Origin of the sequence: Spirosoma sp. (assembly GCF_048594605.1) — a bacterium.
Lineage (GTDB): Bacteria > Bacteroidota > Bacteroidia > Cytophagales > Spirosomataceae > Spirosoma.
The window spans coordinates 1-19,138 of sequence record NZ_JBMDWV010000242.1 but is presented as its reverse complement, the minus strand read 5'-3'; the positions used below and the strand labels follow the sequence as shown (position 1 = coordinate 19,138).

At 46.1% G+C, this 19,138-nt stretch carries 17 protein-coding genes; 4 read left to right on the top strand and 13 right to left on the bottom strand.

Annotated features, from left to right (window positions below; all coding sequences use genetic code 11):
- The first annotated feature begins 139 nt into the window (after nt 1-139).
- A complete protein-coding gene (locus tag ACOJS8_RS15150; protein ID WP_420149382.1) occupies nt 140-1,333 on the top strand; it encodes a PQQ-dependent sugar dehydrogenase in 1,194 nt (397 codons plus the stop codon).
- A 214-nt stretch (nt 1,334-1,547) separates the two neighbouring features.
- Here the strand turns inward: ACOJS8_RS15150 and ACOJS8_RS15145 are convergent, their stop codons facing one another.
- Nucleotides 1,548-2,420: an N-acetylmuramoyl-L-alanine amidase-like domain-containing protein gene (locus ACOJS8_RS15145; RefSeq protein ID WP_420149381.1), complete on the bottom strand. Its 873-nt coding sequence runs from the start codon at nt 2,418-2,420 to the stop codon at nt 1,548-1,550.
- Between the two features lie 62 nt (nt 2,421-2,482).
- Complete coding sequence (locus ACOJS8_RS15140) at nt 2,483-4,213, bottom strand: alpha-amylase family glycosyl hydrolase (protein WP_420149380.1); 1,731 nt, start codon at nt 4,211-4,213, stop codon at nt 2,483-2,485.
- A 152-nt stretch (nt 4,214-4,365) separates the two neighbouring features.
- On the opposite strand from ACOJS8_RS15140, the gene ACOJS8_RS15135 reads away from it, so the two are divergent.
- Nucleotides 4,366-6,240, top strand: coding sequence for a glycoside hydrolase family 13 protein (locus tag ACOJS8_RS15135; RefSeq protein WP_420149379.1), 1,875 nt, complete (start codon nt 4,366-4,368; stop codon nt 6,238-6,240).
- 62 nt (nt 6,241-6,302) lie between these two features.
- On the opposite strand, the gene ACOJS8_RS15130 is transcribed toward ACOJS8_RS15135, so the two are convergent.
- Together ACOJS8_RS15130 and creD are read right to left on the bottom strand one after the other, a co-directional pair.
- Entirely contained in the window at nt 6,303-7,025 is a 723-nt protein-coding gene (locus ACOJS8_RS15130) for a DoxX family protein (protein WP_420149378.1), read from the bottom strand.
- Between the two features lie 123 nt (nt 7,026-7,148).
- Entirely contained in the window at nt 7,149-8,513 is a 1,365-nt protein-coding gene (gene creD / locus ACOJS8_RS15125) for a cell envelope integrity protein CreD (RefSeq protein WP_420149377.1), read from the bottom strand.
- Between the two features lie 131 nt (nt 8,514-8,644).
- Here creD and pgmB point away from each other — a divergent pair, with 131 nt between their 5' ends.
- Both pgmB and ACOJS8_RS15115 read left to right on the top strand, forming a co-directional pair.
- On the top strand, nt 8,645-9,295 hold the full coding sequence (gene pgmB, locus ACOJS8_RS15120) for a beta-phosphoglucomutase (RefSeq protein WP_420149394.1): 651 nt from the start codon (nt 8,645-8,647) through the stop codon (nt 9,293-9,295).
- A 540-nt stretch (nt 9,296-9,835) separates the two neighbouring features.
- Nucleotides 9,836-10,828, top strand: coding sequence for a GlxA family transcriptional regulator (locus ACOJS8_RS15115; protein WP_420149376.1), 993 nt, complete (start codon nt 9,836-9,838; stop codon nt 10,826-10,828).
- Nucleotides 10,829-10,907: 79 nt separating this feature from the next.
- On the opposite strand, the gene ACOJS8_RS15110 is transcribed toward ACOJS8_RS15115, so the two are convergent.
- From ACOJS8_RS15110 to ACOJS8_RS15070, 9 genes are all read right to left on the bottom strand, one after another.
- Nucleotides 10,908-11,342, bottom strand: coding sequence for a hypothetical protein (locus tag ACOJS8_RS15110; protein WP_420149375.1), 435 nt, complete (start codon nt 11,340-11,342; stop codon nt 10,908-10,910).
- Nucleotides 11,343-11,367: 25 nt separating this feature from the next.
- Complete coding sequence (locus tag ACOJS8_RS15105; RefSeq protein ID WP_420149374.1) at nt 11,368-11,832, bottom strand: hypothetical protein; 465 nt, start codon at nt 11,830-11,832, stop codon at nt 11,368-11,370.
- Nucleotides 11,833-11,913: 81 nt separating this feature from the next.
- Nucleotides 11,914-12,486 carry an RNA polymerase sigma factor gene (locus ACOJS8_RS15100; protein WP_420149373.1) on the bottom strand — a complete coding sequence of 191 codons (573 nt, stop codon included), beginning with the start codon at nt 12,484-12,486 and terminating at the stop codon, nt 11,914-11,916.
- A 24-nt stretch (nt 12,487-12,510) separates the two neighbouring features.
- Nucleotides 12,511-13,992, bottom strand: coding sequence for a hypothetical protein (locus ACOJS8_RS15095; protein WP_420149372.1), 1,482 nt, complete (start codon nt 13,990-13,992; stop codon nt 12,511-12,513).
- A 13-nt stretch (nt 13,993-14,005) separates the two neighbouring features.
- Entirely contained in the window at nt 14,006-14,962 is a 957-nt protein-coding gene (locus ACOJS8_RS15090) for a transketolase family protein (protein WP_420149371.1), read from the bottom strand.
- Nucleotides 14,963-15,006: 44 nt separating this feature from the next.
- Nucleotides 15,007-15,864: a transketolase gene (locus tag ACOJS8_RS15085; RefSeq protein ID WP_420149370.1), complete on the bottom strand. Its 858-nt coding sequence runs from the start codon at nt 15,862-15,864 to the stop codon at nt 15,007-15,009.
- 55 nt (nt 15,865-15,919) lie between these two features.
- On the bottom strand, nt 15,920-16,369 hold the full coding sequence (gene bcp / locus ACOJS8_RS15080; RefSeq protein ID WP_420149369.1) for a thioredoxin-dependent thiol peroxidase: 450 nt from the start codon (nt 16,367-16,369) through the stop codon (nt 15,920-15,922).
- A 52-nt stretch (nt 16,370-16,421) separates the two neighbouring features.
- Nucleotides 16,422-18,350 (bottom strand): M23 family metallopeptidase, encoded by a 1,929-nt coding sequence (locus ACOJS8_RS15075; protein ID WP_420149393.1) that lies wholly within the window; start codon nt 18,348-18,350, stop codon nt 16,422-16,424.
- Between the two features lie 237 nt (nt 18,351-18,587).
- Nucleotides 18,588-19,138: fumarylacetoacetate hydrolase family protein (locus ACOJS8_RS15070; protein WP_420149368.1), on the bottom strand; the 551-nt coding region annotated here is incomplete at its 5' end.

The following is a 19,138-nucleotide window of genomic DNA, read 5'->3' as shown; positions in this document are numbered from 1 at the left end:
TCATCCGACGGCTTTGAAATCAGTACACTTCAGTCTGGATGTTACGTACTATTTTTGAGTGTTGGTTTCTCTGTTGCTGAGGAAACCAACTAAGCCAATTCATCGGTTTCAGAAATACTAGCTCAAACTATCGATCATTATGACAAATCAACTTGTGGTATTGACGGCGGCCGCAACACTGGTCTTTACCGCTCATACTACTACGTTTTCTCAGGTAGAAACCAAGGAGCCAAACTCCAGCTACAAACCTGCTTTTACGGGTCAGACGCGTGTCGCCAGCGCCAAATCGACAACCAGTTATGAAGGTAAGGTGCTAACCGAAGGATTAAAATCGCCATGGGGAATTACCAGTTTTCCTGATGGCCGGCTGCTGATTACGGAAAAAGAAGGCACTCTGCGGATTGCTTCGCAGGATGGAAAATTAAGCGATCCTATCTCCGGAATTCCGAAAGTTAACTCATCCGGCCAGGGTGGTCTACTTGGGGTTCGGCTCGATCCGGCGTTTGAGAAAAACAGAATGGTGTACTGGGTATTTTCCGAACCGTTGCCTGACGGAAACCTGACGGCGGTAGCTAAAGGAAAACTGTCGCCAGACGAGAAAAAGATTGAGGGGGCTACGGTTATCTACCGTGCTACGCCTGCTTATAAAGGCAATCTGCATTATGGCGGACGTATTCTGTTTGATAAGCAGGGCAATCTGATCATCAGTACTGGCGAACGTTCGGATAAGGTTACCCGGCCACAGGCACAGTCGATCAACTCTGGTTTAGGGAAAGTGATTCGAATCACGACCGATGGCAAACCTGCGGCTGGTAATCCATTCGCGGGTCAGGCTGGTGCCAGACCCGAATTGTATTCCTATGGGCACCGTAACGTGCAGGGCCTGGCCTTTCATCCCGTTACAGGTGATCTTTGGGAAAACGAATTTGGCCCCCGAGGAGGGGACGAAGTTAACCGTATCCAGCCCGGTAAAAATTACGGATGGCCTACCATTACGTATGGGATTGAGTACAGTGGCGCAAAGGTCGGCGACGCAATTCAACAGAAAGAAGGGCTCGAACAGCCGATTTATTACTGGGACCCATCCGTGTCGCCGAGCGGAATGACCTTTTACAGCGGAGATCAAATACCGGAATGGAAAAACAACCTTTTCATTGGTACGCTCAGTGGGATGCACATTGTACGGCTGGTCATTGAAAATAACCGGGTGACTGGCGAAGAGCGGTTGCTGTCTGGTGAATATCAGCGTTTTCGGGATATCACCCAGGGTAAGGACGGCGCTTTGTACGCGATCACTGATCAGGGGCGGCTGTACCGAATATTCAAAAAATAAAGCGATCGTCGGGGCTAAAACTCTGCCTTGACAGGAAGTGAAATCAGCTAATTCGATTCAAAATACAGGTCAAAGCACTGTTGATTTCGTTCTGCCGGAAAGACAACCCATCAGCTTATAAGAAACGATAACGAGTCGGTTCGCCAACGGCACTAAATCGGGTGAGGCCCAACCCCTACCCAGCGCCATTGACGAACCGACTCGTTATCGTTTCTTAGTTGCCCTGCACAATAGAGGCTTCCAGTATTCTATTGGAACGGAGCCGGGCGACACGTATTCCGGACATATTCTTATGCCACAAAACATAATCGCTTAATGGCTCAGAAGTAATCACAACCGCACCCAGATCAGAGGACGCATGCATGAGGTGAATCCGACCGTTAGGGTAACGTACTGCTATGCCAACATGCTTCATGTCTAAACCGGGCCGGGCGGCTGTAAGCATAATAATATCACCTTCGCGCAGTTGGGCTTCGGCCTGCGCAATATTTTTCTTGGGAACAAATGAAAACGACTGCTGACTAAGTGATGCTTCGGTTTGAGCGATCTGTTTATAAACGGTTGAGTCGCTTAAACGAGGATACTTGTACGTAGCCGTTGTCATGTACGAAACAGGTTTGGCAACCGACATCTTACCAGCCAGTTCGTGAGTTACATCAGCAACGAGCCCTTTGCGTTCGTTGTCGCGCAGCCAGTCTGAGAAATAATGCAAACGACTTGCATAACCGTCAATCCGCCCATTGCGGTAGCGAAGTTTTGTCAGGTATTTCTGGAAAGTTTGTTCAAAAAGCAGGAGATTTTGCTTATCCGCTACGTCGTGCGAAGCCAGCGAAAGAGCCAGTACCGTTTCAATGTAGGTAGTGCAGTCAAACTCACGCGTATTAACAACCAGCTGCTCATCTGGATTGACATCGAGTGTGTGGGGCAGGTAGGGTCTGCCCAGAAACTGTCGACCAATATTAACGGCTGTCTCGGCAGTGGTTTTGCCTTCGATAACCGTTAATGATTGCAGATAGGTGGTTTTCTGCGCCTGCCCGATGAAAGGTGTTAGCAGAAGCAGAAAAAATCCAGTAAATAATTTTGTCATAGAATGGCGGTACTTTTGAGCATAGTCTATAGACGAAGGGTAGCTCAAAAAGTAGCATAAAGCTACGACTTAATTTCCAGGACTCGTACGCTCCAGGGAGGCAGTAATAATGGTAGGCCTGTTGATCCCACGATTTCAATGGTCAGATTTGCCATAAATATATCGGTAAATTGATACGTTCGGGCAGGCTCTAAATTCATTGCTACAAACGCAGTGTCAGGTATCCGAACACTTGTCTCATAGGTATGTTGGCTGGAAAAATTACAGACGATAAGCAGTTTCTGCCGGTCTGTGTAGCGGAGATAACTATAGATTTGATGAGCGTCGTAGCCGGGACTCTGGCCATTATCGTTCACGTATTGTAAGTCGTAGAAATAGCCGTTCTGAATGGCATCGGAGCCCTTTACCAGATAGTTTAACTGTTGATAAAATGCCCGTAAATCGCGCTGTTCATCAGATAGCCTTGCTCCATCGAAGTTGCCTCCATTCAGCCAGCCCTGCCAGCGGGGCAATCCCCAATAGTCGAAGATGGTAGTGCGTCCGTCATCACCACTGAAACCTTCTGCCCCCTCTGCCCGCACGCCCACTTCCTGTCCGAAATAAATCAGCACGGGGCCTGTGTGCATCGTGGCTGATAAGGTCATGCCGGGAATGGCCGCCCAGGGGTTATTCGCAAAAAAGCGGGAAGCGATACGCTGTTCATCGTGGTTCTCCAGAAACCGAAGCATATGCTGCGAAAAGTCGCCGGACTCCTGCTGCCAGACCCGCGTAAGATTATAACAGGAACCGCGCCCTTCCATTAGCTCCCGAACGGAGTCGTACAGCCCAACTTTGTCGTAGAGGTAGTCAAAACCACCCTCAAAAATGAACGGTCGATAGAGGCTGGGATCATAGATTTCGGCAATGAAAATCAGGTCGGGGTATCGCTGCTTAACCCGCCGGGTAGCCCACTGCCAGAACTCCACCGGAACGTAGTGCGCCATGTCGCATCGGAATCCGTCGACACCTTTACTGGCCCAGTAAAGCAGAATATCGAGCATCTGGTGCCAAGTATTTGGGATAGGGTCGAAATGGCGGCTTCCGTCAAAAATATTGAGGCCGTAATTTAGTTTGATGGTCTCGTACCAGTCATTGGCATCGGGTGAGGCCGTGATGGAGCCGCTGCCCGTTACCTTGGCCGGAAACTCGTGCAGGCGGTGCTGACTTGGGCTGCATTCCTGTTCGTTACGTTCGGGTGATACGAAGGCCTGGCCCGGTAAATAATAAAAGTTATTTGTGGCAGAAAAATTTACCGTTACGTCGTCATTCTGACCCAGGTCGACAACACCGGCTGGCTTCACATCGGAGTAATATTCGCGTGCTACGTGGTTTGGAATAAAGTCAATGATCACCTTTAAGCCGTAGGCATGGGAGCGCTGTACAAGCGCTTCGAACTCAGCCATCCGGTCGGGCACATGAACGGCCAGATCAGGGTCAACGTCGTAATAATCCTTAACGGCATAGGGCGATCCTGCTTTCCCTTTCACAACAATCGGATCGTCGGGCCGGATTCCGTAATGCGAATAATCAGTTTGGGTAGCGTGTTCGAGAATACCTGTATACCAGACGTGCGTAGCGCCAAATTGCCGGATGGATTGCAGCGCCAAATCATTGATGTCATTGAACTTACCGACACCGTTTTCGTCGCGAGTACCGTATGGTCGATTCGTGGTGTTCTGATTGCCAAATAAGCGGGTGAAAATCTGGTAAATAATCAGTTTGTCCATTACCGGGACACCAGAGGCAGTAAACATACGTTCGAATGAATTCAGATTAGTCGAATTGACAAGTTGCTATGCTGCAAAACTATGCCCTTTTTTTGCGAAAATCCTGGGTTATTTTCGCGTTATTGTTGCATTATTTTCAGTTTCTGGGCTGATTAGCCTTAATTACTATCAACCTATACATGAGAACAACTATATATATCGTCTTGGTTAGCCTGTTGATAACCTGCCAGTTCGCTCAGGCGCAGCAGGCACAGATTCAGCGCGTCAACCCTACTAACTGGTGGGTGGGTATGAAGAACCCAAACGTGCAACTGCTCATCTACGGCCCCAGTGCCGGTACGCTCACATATACCATCCAGTACCCCGGCGTGAAGCTGGCTAAAACACATACTGTCGAAAATCCGAATTATGCTTTTCTGGATCTGGTCGTTACGTCCTCCGCGAAGCCCGGCACGATCAGGATAATCGGTAAACGAGGTAGCCAGACGCTCACGCAACCGTTTGAACTGAAAGCCCGCGATACGTCGCCAAAAGGGCAGGGCGTTACGTCGGCTGATTTCATTTATCTAGCCATGCCTGACCGATTTGCAAACGGCGATCCTGGCAATGATAAGTTTGCGGATATGGCTGATCCGAACTCAGACCGGGCCAACCCGTTCTATCGCCATGGGGGAGATCTGGCGGGTGCTGCTCAACGTATCAATTACCTCAAAGACTTGGGTGTTACGGCCATCTGGTTTACACCTGTACTTGAAAATAATCAGCCGCTTACGAACGAAGGTGGATCGATGCGATCGGCGTATCATGGCTATGGATTTACGGATCACTACGCGGTCGACCGGCGGTTAGGTGGTAATGAAGCGTACAAAACCTTTGTCAGACAAGCCCATGCAGCGGGCATGAAAGTGGTGCAGGACGCCGTTTACAATCATGTTGGCATCAATCATTGGTTTTTGAAAGATATGCCCAGCAAAGATTGGGTGCACCAATGGCCCAGCTACACCAATACGTCGTACAAATACCAGCCCATCACCGACCCGCACGGCGCGCAGAGCGATCGCAACGTAACGGTAAATGGCTGGTTTGTGCCGTTCCTGCCCGACCTGAATCAGAACAATCCTTACGTAGCGAATTTCCTGATTCAGCACGCCATCTGGAGCGTCGAGACGTTTGGGGTTGATGCCTGGCGGATCGATACGTATATGTATAACGATATGCCGTTCATGAATCGCTGCAATCAGGCCCTTATGGATCAGTACCCGAAGATTCATATTTTTGGCGAGTCGTGGGTCAATAACGTAGTGGATCAGGCCTATTACACACGTAACAAAATTGATTTTCCATTCAAATCGAACCAGCCCGGCGGCCTGGATTTTGTGCTGTTTACGGCCATAAACGAATCGTTGAAACAGAAATTTAGCTGGGATGATGGCGTCAATCGGTTTTATCAGGCACTGGCACAGGACGCCGTTTATGTTGATCCTAACAAATTGGTTACATTTCTGGACAATCACGACACCGACCGCTATTTATCGGTGATTGGCGAAGATTATGACAAATACAAAATCGGAATGACGTGGCTGCTTACTACGCGGGGAATTCCGTCGATGTATTACGGTACCGAAATTCTGATGAAAAATTTCAAAGACCCGTCGGACGCCGAAGTACGTCGTGATTTTCCGGGCGGTTTTCCGGGCGATAAGGAAAACAAATTCGAGACCGCCGGACGTAACGACCGGGAAAACAACGCGTTTCTTTTTGTACGGAAACTGGCAACGTACCGGCGCGATAATCCAGTAATGCATACCGGAAAATTGATGCAGTTTTTGCCTCAGGACGGTACGTATGTGTATTTCCGTTATGATGGTACGAAAACCGTAATGGTGGCGACCAATACCAACGAAAAAGAAATTTCGCTGGATACCGCTCGGTTTGCCGAGCGCATGAGTGGTTTTACGTCGGCCATGAACGTACTGACCGACGGAACTCTGACTGATCTGAAATTAATAAAGTTACCCGCTAAAACAGCTTTGGTATTGGAGCTACGTAAATAAATTGGGCGTGTATGGGCGTTTTGATCACGCTAAGCATGAACGTTTCCAGCAGGATCGAAAGGCTAATTTCTCCTACTGTTTTTCGCTCTTTCGAACTCCGTCAGGCAAGTAGCAAGAGGTTTGCCCCGATTGTGAATACAATCGCAGAACACTTCGCACGCTTTTGGGTACTTACTGCCCGGACATCCATTTTGGCATTCTTCCAAAGAATTGCCGGGGCGAATCTCATATAAAAATTGGTTTATGACGATGACAGACGCTACAGCCGTAAAAACACACCCAAAAAACAGAAAAGGAAACCTGTTGCTCAACGGTTTCTTTTGTGCTGCGTAGCCGTCGCTGTTCGATTGTTTAACGGGCAAAATGTGCTTTAATCGGTCATAATCCCAGCATAACAAATATAGGCTTGCCAGTACCATGAGGGTTGTGATGCGAGTGCCTTCAAATCGGGTAGCATAGGCTAAAATGCAGATGTTCAGAATAATAGGGAAGTAGATGAGTGCGCCCAGAAGAGCTGTTCTTGGAATCAGCAACAAAAGAGCTGCCGTTACCTGGGCAATCCCGATGAACGTGTAATAATAGCCTGTAAGGTGCAACGCATCGAAATAATGGCCTAAGGGATGATTCCCGGACAAAGCCGTAAACCGTTCGCCCATGATTTTTACGGTGCCCGATGGAAGAAATCCCAGCGCTAAGACTATGCGGCAAAAAACCGTAAAGTACCTAAACCATCGGTTGCTTTTTGCTTCTTCGTACAGTTGTTCAAGCCTGCTAAATAGAACCATACACGACGTTAAATATTATGGATCGATGACTTGCTACACACTACGTCTGCTTACTGCCTATTCAATTCAGCTCAATCAGGATTGAACCTGTTGTAGGTGGACGTAGTATTAAATAAGGTGTCACTACGTATTAAGAACTTTCTGATCGTATCCCCGATACCAGTCAACATGGCGTGTTAAATACATAATAAAGCCTAATATGAGTAGCAGGCCGAAACTGCCGAGCAATAGCGAATAATCTTCCAACTGAAGCAGCGAATAGAAGAAACCGTAGAGCAAGGCCAGAATAAGGCTGAATAAAATGGTAAGGCGTGTATTTTGAAATACGTAGCGTACGTAGAACGTGATGAGTGCCAGAATAATAATGCTGCCAATCAGATAAGCGCCGTCGAATGAGACATGCTCAGAAATAGAAAGCAGCAGCAAATAAAACAGGCAAATGGCAAACCCTACGAGCAGGTACTGGATAGGGTGAATACGTCGGCGGTCCAGAATTTCGACGAAGAAAAACGCTACAAACGTCAGAATCACAAACAGAATCCCATATTTGGCCGAACGCATCGTTTTCTGATACTCATCAACCGGAAGCAGCAGATTTACACCGAAAGAAGGCTGGGCTTCGTTTGCTCTGGTAAGAAAATCGCCAATGCCCTGTTGCGGATAGTTTCGGTTGAACTGAAGAACTTTCCACGACGCCTGAAAGCCAGACGACGTAACACTACGTTGGTCGGGTAGAAACGAGCCAACAAAACTGGGTGTATGCCAGGGCGAACGTAGCGTTACACGCGTTTCTTTACCGAACGGTAGAAAACTCAACTGTGTACTACCGTTCAGGTCGACAAGCGACTCAAACCGATACGTATCGGCGTTCAACTGAATCGGTACGCTAACACCCGACGCCAAAATATCTTCGCTCGGAATTCCTGGCTCAGCTTTTATAGTCTGATTATTAACCCGAAACGTAATGGCATTCCGAATGCCTTTCATGTCGCTAATGCCCAGTGATAAAAACGCTTTATGCCACTTCACATCAGCTTCCGATAAGCCCAGCGTTGCGGCATCGGGTTTCCGAAAACTACCTTTTATCGTCAATTTAGAATTGTATAGCATTACCACAAAAATGCCTCTGTTCCGTCGCTCGGGCGTTACGTTGCCATCGAACTGTAAGTCGTCGGGCAAAAAGTGAGCGTAATTCGTCTGAGTTTGTTCCACTCCTTTCTCGTCTTTGGTAGTGACCTCATAAGGTATCGAAAGCACAGGACCGCCAATAATTTGCTGGCCTCCCCATTTAGAACTTACTTCGGTAGTGGCTGCGTTGCGGGTGCTTTCCCGTTCCTGAATCAGCGATTGTAGCATGTTGGCTGGAATCAGCAAGACAAGTACCAATATGCCGATAACGGCTAATTTCAGCATGGTTGAGGTACGAATCCATCGGTTCATACGATCGATGGCCGAATCAGATTGCTCGTCGTTAAGTTGTGATTCCATGTATTTCTGAAAGTACTTTGTTTTGCAAAGTAAACGAAAGCAAAATGGATAATACAATTTTTGGGGTAAGTTTTTTTCTGGAACAACCTACGGCTGAATCGGCTACTTTTGCCTTTCATCAATCTACTCATATGCCTATTAAAGCGTTTCTATTCGATCTTGACGGTGTTATTGTTGATACGGCTATTTATCATTATCAAGCCTGGCGACGATTAGCCAATGAATTAGGCTTCGATATTTCGGAAGAATTTAATGAGCGACTTAAAGGTGTCAGCCGCATGGAATCACTGGATCTGATTCTGGAATCGGGTGGCTTAATCTTACCGGACGAAGAAAAAGAAGCGTTAGCAGCTAAGAAAAATCAATGGTACCTTGATCTGGTTAGTCGGATGACCTCCGACGATATTTTGCCGGGAGTAGCTAACTTCTTCGCTCAGGTACGTGAGGCTGGATTATTGACGGCACTTGGCTCGGTCAGTAAGAATGCCTCGCTAATTCTGGAACGTATCGGCATGACCAATGCCTTCGATGCGGTGATTGATGGTACGAAAATCAGCAGAGGCAAACCCGATCCGGAAGTATTTACAAAAGGTGCTGCTGAACTAGGCGTACGGCCCGCTGAATGCGTGGTGTTTGAGGATGCTGTCGCCGGAGTTGAAGCTGGTAAGCGGGGAGGTATGTTCGTCGTAGGGCTTGGCTCGCCCGATGTGCTGACGCAAGCTGATTTAGTTGCGCCTTCGCTGGAAACGATAACTGTAGAGGAAATCCTGGCGAAGGTATGAGCCTAAAATATTTAAAACTTTAATGAACGAAAGTCGCGCTTAACACCTGTTAAAAGGCGACTTTTTTGATAGGTATTTGGCGTTACGTATATAAGCTTATAATTAAATGAGGACCTCGCACTGGTAGCCTAAGGAAGTGACGAACTCAACTATTTTATTCGCTGGAACATAGTTGCCCTCTACCCGAAGAACTTTATCGCAATCTTCCAAATCAAAACTGATTGTATCTACCTGAAAATGATCAAATAATTTTTTAATTAACGTTTTAGATTCGCTAATTTTTTGGACGTCTGTTCTGAAAACTTCCACCATTGGTTTCACGGATTTATTATGATTGCTATATTCGACGATAAATACCATGTACCTTTTGCTGAACTACTAATTATCAACGGCGAAGATTGCTTCGAATGGTATCGTCATTTTATGCGTAAATCTTTTATAACTACCTCTGCAAATATACCTCCAGACCAAAGAATTTATAGGGATAAATACGTCAAAAACGGGGTTGATTACGACACCAACTTTGTTTATATTTGATCTATGAAGCACGTATCAATTCTTGTCCCACGAGGGCATGTAAGTCTGACAAACATTGAGGGTACGTATCAGATTTTTTCTGAGGTGAATGGGTTGCAGTCGGCTATGGGAAGGCCTGCTCTTTTTAATGTTCAGCTGATTGGCCTACCTCAGGAAACGAGCCAAAAAAAAGGGCTATTTATTATCAATCCAGATCGACAAATTCAGGAAATAGAAAAGACAGATCTGATTATAGTTCCGGCCCTGTTCGGTAACCCAGAAGAAGCCGCCATACTTAATAAAGAATTCCTGCCCTGGATTATCAGGCACTACGAAAAAGGAGCGGAGGTGGCAAGTTTTTGCATAGGCGCTTTTTTTCTGGCGGCTACTGGTCTGTTAAAAGGGAAGCAATGTGCTACTCACTGGCGGTTTGCTAACGAATTCAGAGCTATGTTTCCGGACGTTAATCTTGTAGATGATAAAATAATGACCGAAGACGACGGCTTGTACACAAGCGGTGGCGCTTATTCTTATTTAAACCTACTTTTATACCTGATTGAAAAATATGCTGGTCGTGATATTGCTATTTTAATTGCGAAAGCCTTCATGATTGATATTGATCGGGACAGTCAATCGCCCTTCATTATATTTGAAGGTCAGAAAACACATAATGATGAACTAATTAAGAAAGCTCAGGAATTTATCGAAACAAATTTTCAGGAAAAAATTACGGTTGATCAGCTGGCAGATAAGTTAGCGTTAGGGCGAAGGAACCTGGAGCGTAGATTTAAGCAGGCTACTTCAAACACGGTTATGGAGTATACGCAAAGAGTAAAAATAGAAGCTGCTAAAAAAAGCTTCGAAACAAATCGGAAAACGATAAATGAAGTAATGTATGATGTTGGTTATTCAGATACGAAAGCTTTCAGGAATATTTTTAAAAAAATAACAGGTTTATCACCCATTGATTATAGAAACAAGTACAATAAATCATCAGCCGTATTGGAAGCAATGTAAAGGTTATAATTTGCCTGTCTGGCAAAGCAATTAATCAATAAAAAAACCCAGCTTAATGTAAGCTGGGTTTTTTTATTGATTAATTGCTTTGCTTTAATTGATTAAGCAACATTTTATTAAACATCTGTTCCGTCTTATATAATTCTGCTAGTTGAGGAGGGCTAATAACCTTTAAGAAGCGGCTCATATATTCGTTATCAAGATCAGCTAGTTTTTGCTTGGTTGCATTCACCTCGCGCAAACCGTCCAAGAGCTGATTGTTATTCAAATTACTACGTGACGGTTCATTGTTAAGCTGCCGAATCCTTCGGTTTAACTCCTGTTTCTTGGCATTGTATTCATTATAGACAGCCCAAAACTGTGGAGCCTGTTCGGGAGTTAAATTCAGACGATTCGTGATCAGCCCGATCTTAGCTGATTCGATTTTTTGTCGTCCATTGAGTTCATTTTGCGCGTGGGCCACTTGTGTCATTAACATCAGACTCATTAGCCACCCAATCCATATATGTCTCATTGTGGTAAAATTAACCAAGTTAAAATCAGGAGTCGAGGGTTAGATTTCCAGTAGCGTTTTCTTCATCTATGTGCCGCTGAATATCAGTTGGTTTCACGTTCAGATACTGAATTGCCGTAGTATCGTTACCCAGTGAGGCATGAATTTGCTGACTTTCCGCTAGTTCATCAGGGTTAATGCCCTGATCATCCAGATAAGCGGTGATCACCTCATTACTTACGCCTGCCAAAGCTTCACTGCCCAACGATTCCTGACGTTGAGGTAAGGTTTGCCATACGAGCACTGCAATCAGGCTGGCTCCTGCTAGTGAAGCGACTGTTCGTTGCCATGACCAGCTAATACTAAAAGCTGATTTAGGCTCACGAATAGCACGAGCCTGTATACGTGAAGGCAGGGAATCAAAATAACCGTCAGGAGCCGCAAAAGGCAATTGCCTCATGGGGTGCTCAGGTGGTAATTCATCAAGCCGAAATTCGTTCTTATCATTCATATCACTGGTGTGTATACGTTACACAATTCTAGGCTGTAAACTCCTGGTTTTATGAATTTGACAGCTTCTATCGCTTCAGGTTTAATCAGTTGCGTCAGTATTTGTTAGATAATCCTCAATTTTTTTGACGGCCAAATGATATGATGCCTTCAAGGCACCAACCGAGGTACCCGTAATTTCTGAAATATCTTCGTATTTCATATCATCGAAGTATTTCATATTGAAAACCAGCCGCTGTTTATCGGGAAGTTTGAGCAGCGCCTTTTGCAACTTGATCTGCACTTCTTCGCCACTCGGATCGTTGCAAGACGTAGCAAATTCAGATTTGCTTTCCAGCTTCTCCATCAACTCGCCTTCCACGTCGCCAATAGGTAGAAAAAAGCGCCGACGCTTCTTGTTCAGAAAGTTAAGGCACTCGTTGGTGGCAATGCGGTAGATCCACGTATATAACTGACTATCACCCCGAAACTGTTCCAGGCTATTCCATACTTTTATGAATGTTTCCTGAACCAGATCGTCGGCATCGTCGTGGTCAATGACCATCTTTCGGATATGCCAATAAATCTTTTGCTGGTACTTTCGAACTAGCAGATTAAAGGCGTAATTCCGGCTCGACGGATCGCGATATTTAGCGAGGAGTTCTTCGTCAGTCATTAATTAGGAGCAACCTTACTGGTTTTACTTCAGGATATAGCGATTAAAAAAATGGTCAGGATTGCCTATATACTGTCGTGCAAAATCATAATACTGGTTAGGTTTAAACCGATAATGCATAAACTGATTTAAGTCGTTAATCGTATAGCCAACTGTTTTATTTAGAGATGGCGCCACGTTGGCATACCGACGTGTTTCGGAATAGTCAGTGAACAAAGATACATGCATGTACGCTGGTAAAAAGGAAATGACAATCAGTAATATCGAAATAAATCGAACGGGCCACTGATTCGGTACTTTTTCACTCAACTGTTGCAAAGCTATTCCCATCAAAATAAAGAGTATGGAAGATAGGGATAGACTTGCATTCATCAATAAATCATTGTTGTACCCTACAAAGTAAAACGCTAAAAGCAATTTTATAATCGAAGCGATGCTAATAAAAACCATCTGTTGTTTTGTCAATACGTTGTAGCGTTGGTGAATTAACCAGACAAGTAGAAAGGGTAGTGCTACGTCCGCAAATAAGGTATTTATCAAAAAACAAAACTCCGTTCCAGTAGACGGGAAATTCCAGCCGCTCGCATTAATCGGGTAATGAGCAAGATAATAACCCGCTAGAAAAAAAGTGACAATAGAGGCTCCTAGTAGATTCGGGATGGATATAAACTGGCGCCAGTGAGTAGGCCAGCCAGCAATTATGAGAGGGGTTAAGCCTATAATGGCAAACGGTGAATAGAAAAGACCTAAGCTGCTAATGTAGAATACTGAGGTGTATCGTTTGCGCTGAAACATCTCCACATAAACCCAGCCTACCACCAGTAAAGCTCCTAAAACCTGTTGAGGAATGTACAACCATTGTTTTATAGAATAAGGATAGTAAACCAATGGTGGAAGGGTTTTGTACATCATGGATATAGACAGGCCAAATAATTTATTGACTCCAAACCGAATAAGATGAAAACCGCTCAACAAGGTAAATCCGAGTAAAGCGCCTGCTCTATAGTGGCCGCCTATGACCAAAATCCAGTTAAATATGATATACAAACCACCTAAACTCCATAAAAAAGACAGTGCAGGCACAAACTGTATTCCAATCAGTTTACCCGCCAGAGCGACGGGTAGGTAATAAGCCAGATAATAACACAAGAAGCCGGAGTGTTCATAGCGGACGGGCCAGTCGAATCTGACTAAGTCGGCGAAAACGAGATTGTGCTTGAAGAAGTCCGTTGACTGAGGCATCCATTCCCCCAAACCGGCAATGAAGCACCAATAAATAGCCAGCAGTAAAATGCCGATCTGATACTTGAACGGAGCTGATTCCAGCCTATCGGAATAAGTCTGTTTTAGGAAGTAATACGTGGAAACTAGTATTGATAAGCAGGCTGGAATCGCAAGTATACTACGTATCCAGCCTGCCAGAAACAGCAGAAAAGGGAAAAGCAGGTAAAATAACGTACCACCCGTTAACCAGCGAGCATAGCTATTCCCCTTTCGCAAGAACATATACGTTGTTAGGTTACGAACGTCGTGCCATTACTTTCTTTACCTGCTCAATAATCTTATCCGCAGTGAGGCCATATTTTTTCATCAACTGGTCAGGTGTACCGCTTTCTCCGAACGTATCGTGTACGCCGACGTATTCGAGCGGAGCCGGATAGTTGCGGGCCAGTACGTTGGCGACGCTGTCGCCCAAACCGCCGTTAATCATATGCTCCTCGGCCGATACAGCGCAACCGGTTTTCTTCACCGATGCCAGAATAGCCTCTTCGTCCAATGGCTTGATTGTGTGAATATTAATAATGTCGGCTTCAATTCCTTCTTCGGCCAATAGTTCACCCGCTTTGATTGCTTCCCAAACGAGGTGACCAGTGCAGAAAATCGATACGTCTTTTCCTTCGTTGACAGTCCAGGCTTTACCAATCTCAAATTTCTGATCGGCAGGCGTAAACACTGGAATGACCGGACGGCCGAAGCGTAAATAAACTGGTCCTTCGTGATCAGCAATAGCAATAGTAGCTGCTTTCGTCTGGTTATAATCGCAGGGGTTGATAACCGTCATATTTGGCAGCATTTTCATCATCCCCAAATCTTCCAGAATCTGGTGGGTGGCGCCATCTTCGCCTAACGTAACGCCTGCGTGTGAAGCGCAGATTTTGACGTTTTTGTTTGAGTAAGCAACCGACTGACGAATCTGATCGTACACACGCCCCGTAGCGAAGTTAGCGAACGTAGTGGCAAATGGAATTTTCCCGCCAATGGTCAATCCTGCCGATACGCCAATCATATTTGCTTCGGCAATTCCGCATTGGATATAGCGATCAGGATTTTCTTTAATAAACGTTTCGAGTTTCAGTGAACCAGCCAAATCGGCAGTCAGGGCCACTACGTTTGGGTGCGTTTTTCCCAGTTCGGCAATACCCGCGCCGAAGCCTGAACGCGTATCTTTTTTGTCTGTGTATTCGTATTTTTTCATCGTCTGATTCTAATAGCAATGGGAAGAATGTTCCGTTCTGGGAATTAATAATCCGAGTAGCCGACGGTTAGGGGCAACTGGTTGAGGGCTTGTTCCAACTGTTCGGCGTTGGGGGCAATGCCGTGCCATTTGTGGCCAACCATCATATAATCGACGCCAAAACCCATCTGGGTATTCATCAGAATCAACGTGGGTACGTCAGGGTTTTCCTGAGCTTTGCGTAACGTTTTCACTACGTCAGCGATGTCATTTCCCTGCATCTCATCAACGTGCCAGCCGAACGCCCGATACTTAGCACCCAGGTCGCGGTTGTCATTTACGTTGTTGGTCGAACCGTCAATCTGAGCATAGTTCAGGTCGATGATAGCTGTCAGATTACCGAGTTTTTTGTTGGGCGCAAATTGAGCCGCTTCCCAAATCTGGCCTTCCTGCTGCTCACCGTCGCCCATTAATACGTAAACATGCTTGTCGTCGCCATTCAGTTTTTTAGCGTAGGCGGCTCCGGCTGCTACTGACAGACCCTGTCCTAAAGAGCCGGAGGCAATACGTACACCGGGAAGATGCTCGGCCGTAGTGGGATGGCCCTGAAGACGGCTATCCAGCTTGCGGAACGTAGCAAGCTCAGAAACAGGGAAATAGCCTGCCCGTGCCAGTACGGAATAAAAAACAGGAGAGATGTGACCGTTTGAAAGAAAGAAAAGATCTTCATCACGACCATTCATGTCGAAAATAGGCTTGCCATCAGCATCCCGTTTTAGCCGCATGATGTCAAAATAAAGGGCGACCATCAAATCCGTGCAGCCGAGTGAGCCGCCAGGGTGCCCAGAATTAACGGCCGCAACCATGCGGACGATGTCGCGCCGAACGGCGGTAGCAATGTGTTCGAGTTGTTCGATTTCCATGTGAGACGCGGGCAGAAACCCGCAATTGTTGCTAAAAAAAACAGTTTTACCCGCGTTACGTTAAGATTTGTTCTGCGTGGTTTTGAGTATCTATTTTGGTAATAATCTCTGCGATGGTGCCGTTTTCGTCAATCAGGAATGTAGTGCGGACAATTCCCATGAAGTTGCGGCCATACATCGACTTTTCTTTCCATACGTCGTAAGCTTCAACAATCTGATGACTGGTGTCGGCAACAAGCGGGAAAGGCAGGTCAAATTTCTTACTGAATTTCTGATGCGATTTTTCGTCGTCTACGCTAACGCCCAGCACTACGTAGCCCGCAGCCAGTAGCTTATCGTAATTGTCGCGCAGACTACAGGCTTGGGCTGTGCAGCCGGGCGTATCGTCTTTCGGGTAAAAATAGAGCACCACTTTTTTGCCACGATAATCGGAAAGTTTAACCTGATTTCCGTTTTGGTCGGTGCTCGTAAAATCGGGGGCGGGGTCGCCGACGTTTAGGCTCATCTTGTTTATCCTATATTTTTATGACTGCGAATTAACCAGGAACGTACTCTGTTTATCGTCTTCTTCGACTCCGTTTTGGCGCTGCTTTTTGTTTTGTCGTTTTGGCTTTTCGCTTAACAACGGGCCGAAATTCCTGAACGGTTGTACTGTCTGACCCAATATTGCCGGAATTATCCTTTACCTGAACAAGCACTTCAGCGCCTGTTTCGAAAAGTTCATCCGGATTTAGTTTGTCTGACCATAGCAAAGCTCGTTTATAATCATACTGCATTAGTACCCATTCGCCGTTGACCAGTGCCCGAAACTCAGCAATGCCTGAAAGATCATCCCGGATTTTGGCCGAGATGCCCTGGGGCGTAGCCGATAGAATGTCAACTCTGGGGGGCGTTGCATCCGTTAGCAGTTGAAATCGTCCCAATGAACGAGTTTTGAATTCGATACGTCCTTTTTTCCATGTACCCCCAAGAAAACTTTCGCGGCCACCGCTTACCCAATACGCCTTAGTTCGCATCGTGTCGATAGCAATTGGATAATTCGGTGTATACTGAACTTTTAAGTAGTCGTTCAACGGAATCGTTGGCTGATTAATCTCCAAAATACCTCCCGGTAACGATCGCATGGTCAGATGCAACGTATCAAATAAGGTCCTCGCTCCAAATTCCAATCGGGTGTTTTCATGCGTAAAGGCATCATTCCGACCTGGTATGATACGTTTTCTGAAATTGGTTCGTACCACGCCCCGGCCAAACTGAACGGAATCGGGCAATGTCTGCCGCAAATCTATAAGATAAACGGCTTGGTTGTTACGTATATAACTAACGGGTTGCTCAACTACAGTACGACCCGTAATCAGTTTGGCCACGGGTGGATTACTGATGGAGATATTTTTAGCGGTTAGCTTCAATACGTTTTCATCCGTGGTAATCGTTACGGTCGGCTCGCCTATAAGAGCTGGTTGAGGAATTGCAGCAATTGGTTCTCCTTCCAGCGAATCGAACTCAGACGAAGTGGATTCGCTGGAAATTTCGGGTAAAACCGTAAACGTTAGCTGAGCCGAATTGTCATACGCATCGTACAGAGTCAAAGTTACCTCATGGGGTTTGCCATCCAGCAGCGGTAAACGGCCCCGGTACGCTACGTTACTCTGTAATTTATAGAGATTTAGAATGTTGCCGTCGGCAATGTAGCCCCGATGATAGCGTTGACCGCTTGTTTGCTCCACTTCATAATTTTCGTGGACATTCATGAATCGCGTTTGCTCGTTCGGAAAACTATTCATGTTGTAAGCAAACACCTCCCGGCCATCGAGTCGGATTTCCAGACAACTGATTCCGTTTCGGTAAGGTGATCCGGTTGTTTTGTCGTAGCCCAGAACTTCCATCCCAATCAGGCCCGATGCCGTAATGGGTTGTGTAATTCGATACGTACCGTCCGTTTGTCGAACGGGTACGTAGCTAATGCGCTGGTATTCGCCGTTAATCCGCGAAGTGGCCGTCATCGTTTTCAGGGCAACGCGTTCGAAGTAAGGTGGAACTTCATCGCGAATTTCGGAGAAGCCGTAGAGCAACGGATTAATCAGATTATCATTGGCATCGCGAATTTCAAAATGCAGGTGTGGCCCGCCCGATCCGCCTGTATTACCAGACGCAGCAATGACTTCGCCTTTCGTTACCGGAAACTGGCCCGGCGCCGGACGAAGATCAATCTCGAAGGTTTTCTTTTGGTACTGGCTCGTACGAAGATACGTGCCGAGTGTGTCATTGAGGGTTTTGAGGTGCCCATAAACGGTTGTCAGTCCGTTGGGATGCTTGATGAAAATGACATTGCCATAGCCGCCCGTAAAAACCGCAATCCGTGATACGTACCCATCGGCTGCCGCATGAACCGGCAACCCTTCACGGCCGCCCGTCCGAATATCGATTCCGGCATGAAAGTGATTTGGGCGCAAATCCCCTAAACCACCCGCCAGCGAATTTGCCATTCCGGGCTGGATCGGGAATAGAAAATAACCTGGCTGGATAAGACCCGCAAGCGCAGAACTCGTTGGGGCGGAGGGGCTTGATGTCGATTGAGGCTGCGTAACACCGACCTGTCCAAACGACTGGCTGAAGCCAACTAAGATTGCAAAAAAAAGGTAACCAATGAATTGTCTCAAAAGCAAAGAAGATAAGTTGACATACGTTCCAGATACGTAGTGCAGAACGGCATGACAGGAACGTTATTTTACGTCGATTTCCAGCATTTTTTTATCCTCAATGTAGGCCGTCAGCTTATCGCCGATTTGCACAGCGCCAACACCTTTTGGAGTTCCGGTGAATAAAATATCGCCTTGCTGTAACAGAAAATACCGGGAAACAAACGAGACCAGGTAATCGATTTTAAACAACATTAAACTCGTATTGCCCAGTTGACGATTTTCGCCGTTAAGCTCCAGACGGAAATTAAGGTTCTGCAAATCCGGATAATCGGTTTTCTGCACGAACGATGAGATGGGCGCAGAGCCATTAAAGCCTTTTGCCAACTCCCAGGGTAATCCCTTCGCCTTTAATTTGCTCTGCAAGTCGCGGGCTGTAAAATCAATACCGATGCCAATCTCGTCGTAATATTTATGGGCAAACTTTTCGTCGATGTTTTTTCCAACCCGATTGATCTTCACCAGAATTTCAACTTCATAATGTACATCCTGCGAAAAATCCGGATAAAAAAACGGCTCATTTTTAAGCGGGATAGCCGTTTCGGGTTTCAGGAAAATGACAGGATCTTCGGGTT